Below are 5,830 nucleotides of genomic sequence, written 5' to 3'. Positions count from 1 at the left end.
GGGCCGCGGATCTGAATCTCCCCCACCGACTTTCCGTCCCAAGGTTGTTCTGCACCGCTGTCATCAACGATGCGGGCCTGCACACCGGCCACCACCCGGCCCTGGGTTCCGCGCAGGTAAAGGGACCTCTCCGGGGTGTCGCTGTTCCGCGGCAGAGCGACCGCGGCCAGCGGGGACGTCTCGGTCATCCCCCAGGCCTGCACAATGCGGACGCCCAGCTCGTCATAGGCGGTCATCAACGACCGCGGAACCGCCGAACCACCGCACGCCACCAACTTCAGCGAACTCACATCGTGGCCGGGATTGTCGCGCAGATAGTGCAGAACGTCGGTCCAGATCGTCGGAACAGCGCCCGCCATCGTCGGCCGGACCGCCTCGATCATCTCCACCAAGGGCCCCGCCTGCAGGAAACGGTCAGGCAGCAGCAGCTGCGCCCCCGCCATCATCGCCGCATACGGCAATCCCCAGGCATTAGCGTGGAACATCGGAACGATCGCCAACACCGTGTCGTCATGACCGACGCCCAACGCATTCGAGGTGCACGCCGCTTGAGAGTGCAGCCACGTCGAACGGTGGCTGTAGACAACGCCTTTCGGGTGCCCGGTAGTACCGCTCGTGTAGCACATCGCTGCGGCCGACCGCTCGTCGACATCGGGCCAGTCGAACGTGCTCGACTGCGCGCCCACCACGTCGTCGTAGCGAAGGACGTCCTTTCCGCATCCCTGCACCGCGGCAAGGTCACCCGTGCCGGTTACCAGCACCGTGCGCACCGAGGTCATCGACGGCAACGCCCCCGCCAACAGGCCCAGCACCGTACCGTCGACGATGATCACCTGATCTTCGGCATGATTGGCGATCCACGTCAGCTGTTCAGGTGGCAGCCGCAGATTCAACGTATGTAGCACCGCGCCCATCGACGGCACCGCCGCGTAAGCATCCAGATGCTCCTGGTTGCTCCACTGCAGCGTCGCGACACGCTCGTCTCCACGAATGCCGATCTCGCGCAACGCATTCGCCAACCGCGCCGCGCGCTCCCCCACCTCGTGATACGACACCCCAGAGATCTGTTTGGGTCCGCGTGCGGTCAACACCTCGCGATCACCATGGATCGTCGAGGCATGGCGCACGATCCCGGCCACCGTCAACGGAACATCCTGCATCGTGCTCCTCATCGCACGCCCGTCCTACAGCCCGCGATGAGACGACGATCACGCATCGATCAGGTCCTGCCGATTCTGACTCTGCAACATCGAACGGTACTCGGGGAACAAGTTCTTCGCCTGCGGGATCAACTTGATCAACTTCGGCACCGGGCCCTTCGCACGCACCGTTCCCTTGGCCATCGCCATCGTCAGGTTCACCTTCCCCAGCCAGAACTTGTTCCCGGTGTCCGCCGACATGAACAGTTCGACATTGGGCACCGCGGTACTGGACGCTCCGGTCTCCACCACCTTGTTCGGCAGGTCCACCGTCACCACCGCGTCCGGATCGGTGTAGTGAACCCGCAACACCACACCCGAACTTGCGAGCTTGTCCCCAAGTCCCTCCTTCTCCAAACCCCGCCCAAAGATCCCACCCAAAAAGGCATAGACCTCGTCCTCGTCCTTGAACACCGCCACCGTCAACCTCCACCAACCTCGTTTTCAGAAAACAACATTCGCGAGCATCGACTCCAGACGATGCTGCCTCCGAAGAGAACCGTCACGCTTGTTGGCGACCCCCGCCAGCTCCTGATGCGCTGCGGTAGTACCACCATGGTGGCCAACTGTGTCCGCTAGCCGTCCCCTTTGCCAGCGGAGTTGGATGGCGGTTGGCCTCGACGTCACCGAGACAAGAATCGCATCGCGGTCGCCGTCCCATCGCACCACCGCAACCATGAACCTCAGGCCGGGCCGGCGAGCATCAGTTCGGCCCGTTCGATCGGGACTTGCTGCGTGATGACCCGCTTGCTGAATACGAAGTCGCGGGGTCGGTTGATGCAGTCGGCGGCAATGAGTTCGCCGGCCCGCAGGTAGAAGCAGGTGAAGTCGCGGTCTCGGGTCGGGTCGCCGCTGAGGACGACCTCGTCGTATCCGGTGTTGAGACCGGCGATCTGGAGCTTCACGTCGTATTGATCGGACCAGAACCATGGCAGCGCTGCGACTTTCTTCGACTTACCGCAGATGGTCGCGGCGGCGACTTTGGCCTGCTCGCCTGCGCCTGGCACGGACTCCAGGCGGATGCGACGGCCGTAACGGGCCATGTGGTGGCTGGCGCAGTCCCCGGCAGCCACGATGTCGGGGTCGGTGGTCCGGGCCTGGTCGTCGATCACGACGCCGTTGTCGACGACCAAGCCCGCGGCGGCGGCGAGCTCGGTGTTGGGCTCAACGCCGATGCCGATAATGACGAGGTCGGCAGGAATCGATTCGCCACCGGCCAGGATTACTTCGCGGATCCTGCCGTCGCCAGACAATGCCTTGACCAGCGCGCCCGTCCGGATGTTGACGCCCTCCTCGCGGTGGATCCGGTCGAAGAACGCCGATACCTCGGGCGCGGTGACCCGTTCGAGGACGCGCTCGGTCGCCTCGATCACGGTGACCTCCAGACCCAGTGCACGCAACGAGGCGGCCGTCTCCAGTCCGATGTAGCCGCCGCCGACGATCACAGCCCGACTCCCGGGGCTGGTGGCCTCGCGGATCATCTCGACGTCCGCGGCGGTGCGTAGGTAGAAGACTCCGGCCAGGTCGGCTCCCGGGGTAGGGAGCCGACGAGGGCGGGCGCCAGTGCACAGCGCGAGCTTGTCGTAGGGCAATGCGTCGCCGGTGTTCAGCGAAAGGTGACCCGCCGAGCGGTCGATCGCCTCCACCGTCGCATCCAGGAGTTGGATTCGCTGCTTGGTGTAGAACTCGGCGTTGCGGATCGCGAGCTCGTCGACTGTGCACTTCCCGGCCAGATATGCCTTCGACAGCGGAGGGCGTTGGTAGGGCAGCGCCGACTCGTCGCCGATGAGGACGATCTCACCGGTCCACCCTTCCTGGCGCAGACTGGCCGCGAGTTGGGCCCCGGCATGGCTGGCCCCGACGATGAGCGTCCGCTCCAACGTCATGTGGCGGATTTCGGTGTGAGTCGGACCATCATCTTGCTGATACCCCTCACGAAGTTGGACTGCACGTACTCGGGTTCGCCGACGACCTCGATGTTGTCGAAACGAGGAAGCAACTCCTCCCAGAGAATCCGCAGCTGCAGCTCGGCCAGCCGGTTCCCCATACAGCGGTGGATGCCAAAGCCGAAGGAGATGTGGTTGCGGGCGTTGGCCCGGTCGATGATCAAGTCGTCGGGTCGATCGAACACGCGCTCGTCGCGGTTGCCCGACGCGTACCACATCACGACCTTGTCGCCCTTGCGAATGAACTGCCCGTTCAGCATAGTGTCCGCCTTGGCGATCCGGCGCATATAGGCCAACGGTGTCTGCCACCGGATGACCTCCGAGACCATGTTAGGGATCAGGTCGGGGTTTGCCTTCAGCTTCTCGAACTGATCTGGGTACCGGTTCAACGCGAGAACACCGCCGCTCATCGAGTTCCGGGTGGTGTCGTTGCCTCCGACGATCAGCAGCACAAGGTTGCCCAAGAACTCCATCGGTCGTTTGATCAGATCCTTGGTGCTCTCGTTGCTCTGCAGCATGGTGATCAGATCGAAGCCGGGTTCCTCTCCGGCAGCTGTCCGGGCCGCCTTGTCGTGCCAGTGCTCGCTGAGACCTCGCGCCATGTCGCGCATGCCTGCGAACGTCTCGTCAAGGTCCGAGGGACCGCCATTGGCTTGCTCCATCGAGGTTGCCAGATCTGACCACTCGACGAGTTTGCGACGCTGCTCGTACGGGAAGTCCAGGAGGGTTGCAAGCATCCGCGCGGTCAACTCGATCGAGACATTCTGCACCCAGTCGAACGGCCGATCCACGGGCAGGTTGTCCAGCACCTCCTGCACGCGTGATCGAATCAGACCCTCCATCTCACGCAGGTTCTTGGGCGCGACCACCCCTTGGACAGCGGCCCGCTGCCTGTCGTGGCGTGGCGGATCCATCGCGATGAACATCGCGACATCAAGGAAACGAGGCGGGGCCCCGATGATGATGAAGGGCTCGGAGGAGAAGACCTCATGGTTCTTCTCGACGGCCACGATGTCGGCATGCCGCATGACGGACCAGAACGGACCGAACGGACTGTTGGGCTGATAGTGGACCGGAGCTTCGTTGCGCAGGCGCTCGTAGTATGACTGCCAGCGCCCCTGACGATAGAGGAAAGGGTTGCTGAGGTCGATGTCGGCGAGTTCGACGTCCTCGACCGGTGGGATGGGGCTCTCGGCGAAGAGCCTTTTCCCGTTCGTTCCGGTCACCAAACGCCGGGTCTTGTCATACAGGTGTGCGCCTTGAATCTGCAGGTCCATCGGGATGGTCGCCTGCACTTTCTCGGTGATTGCTTCAGAAACCTTCATTACGTCTTATCCGTCTCTCTCGTCGCTACAGTTGGAACTCGGGCAGATGGACGATCAAGCCGTCCCACGCCTCAGAGACCTGCATCTGGCAGGACAGCCGGGAGGTCGGCTGACGCTCGGGGTTCATCGCGAGCATCTCTTCTTCAACGGCGCCGGAGAGGCCGACCCGATCGGACCACTGCGGGTCGACGATCACATGGCAGGTCCCGCACGCAGCTTCGCCTCCGCAGTCGCCGTCGATGCCGGGCACTACGTTGTTTTTCGCGACCCGCATCAGTGACTGACCTTCCTCGAGAGGCGCCTCGTACTTCTCGCCGTCGTGGGAGATAAATGTGACAACTGCCATAGCCAGCTCCTTGCGTGTCCTCAGTTACTTGACACCAGTCTTGCGCAGGATGAGCGCTGCGGCTATGTTCGCCGGAGTCAGAAATTTGTGAATTTGGCTCAAAGGACCATGGTCGGTGAACCTCAATGACGCGGGTGTGCCTCCACTCGCATTCGTGCAAATGCTCGAGAGCCCAGCATTCGAACCAGACGCCGTCGCGCGGCTTCGCAACATCATGGCTCGCGAAGGAACCGACGAGGCGACGCTGATTGAGCGTGATGTCCAGGCCCCGTTACGGTGGTTTCGGGAGGTCTACCCCGATCTCGACGTCGACCGGGCAACCCTGCTCGGCTTCGCGTTCGCCGGACAGGCCCAGTTGACATCCTTCGGCCCGTTGAGCGTTCCGCTGGTCAGCGCGGGCTCGGTAGCCGAGATTGTGGAGCTGCTCACCTATCTGCCGTTGATCTCGACAGCTGTGACTCCACAGTTCCATCCCGGTTACCGCGGCCTCACCGTCGGGTTCACCGGGCACACCGGCGATCCGGCCCTGGACTGCCTGGCCGTCACCTACAGCGGGTCGGCGTTGTTGCGACTACTGGATATGCTCGTCGGTGACGCGTCGACCGTCACACTTCACCTGAGTTGGCCGGCGCCCGTCGCCCTGGCCGATCGGGAGAACGACCTGGCGCACGCCGGGCGCCTGTTCTTCGACGCTCCGATGTCCTTCCTCCATGTTCCCGCGGACACGCTCAACGAGGTGTGCCGGTTCTCCGATCCCGTCGCGTATCGACTCGCCATCGTCGATCTGCAGCGAACTCTCGACCAGCGCAGCGAAACCACGTCGTTCTCGGAGAAGGTGAGACAGTTGCTGCAGAAGGATCCCGGACAGCGAAGTAACCATTGGTTCGCGCATGAGCTGTCGATATCCACCAGCACACTCAAACGGCGCCTCTCCGAGGAGGGGACCACCTTTCGCGAGTTGCGCCAGTCATTCCTGCGCGAGCGCGCGATGCTGCAGCTACTCGACCGCTCAAT

At 63.2% G+C, this 5,830-nt stretch carries 6 protein-coding genes; 1 reads left to right on the top strand and 5 read right to left on the bottom strand.

The window, feature by feature from the left end; genetic code table 11:
• The 5 genes from VIQ49_RS11080 to VIQ49_RS11060 all read right to left on the bottom strand — a co-directional run.
• Positions 1-1,172 (bottom strand): AMP-binding protein (locus VIQ49_RS11080; RefSeq protein WP_331884432.1); only part of this gene is annotated, 1,172 nt, incomplete at its 3' end.
• 36 nt (positions 1,173-1,208) lie between these two features.
• Entirely contained in the window at positions 1,209-1,619 is a 411-nt protein-coding gene (locus tag VIQ49_RS11075; RefSeq protein ID WP_331884430.1) for an SCP2 sterol-binding domain-containing protein, read from the bottom strand.
• Between the two features lie 263 nt (positions 1,620-1,882).
• On the bottom strand, positions 1,883-3,085 hold the full coding sequence (locus VIQ49_RS11070; RefSeq protein ID WP_331884428.1) for an NAD(P)/FAD-dependent oxidoreductase: 1,203 nt from the start codon (positions 3,083-3,085) through the stop codon (positions 1,883-1,885).
• A complete protein-coding gene (locus VIQ49_RS11065) occupies positions 3,082-4,470 on the bottom strand; it encodes a cytochrome P450 (RefSeq protein ID WP_331884426.1) in 1,389 nt (462 codons plus the stop codon). Before VIQ49_RS11065 ends, VIQ49_RS11070 begins: the two co-directional genes overlap by 4 nt.
• A 25-nt stretch (positions 4,471-4,495) precedes the next feature.
• Positions 4,496-4,816, bottom strand: coding sequence for a 2Fe-2S iron-sulfur cluster-binding protein (locus VIQ49_RS11060; protein ID WP_163887646.1), 321 nt, complete (start codon positions 4,814-4,816; stop codon positions 4,496-4,498).
• A 115-nt stretch (positions 4,817-4,931) separates the two neighbouring features.
• Here VIQ49_RS11060 and VIQ49_RS11055 point away from each other — a divergent pair.
• Positions 4,932-5,830 (top strand): AraC family transcriptional regulator ligand-binding domain-containing protein (locus tag VIQ49_RS11055; RefSeq protein ID WP_331884422.1); only part of this gene is annotated, 899 nt, incomplete at its 3' end.

The sequence above is a fragment of the Williamsia sp. genome (genome assembly GCF_036566845.1).
Lineage (GTDB): Bacteria > Actinomycetota > Actinomycetes > Mycobacteriales > Mycobacteriaceae > Williamsia.
This window is presented reverse-complemented; position numbering and strand designations above follow the sequence as displayed.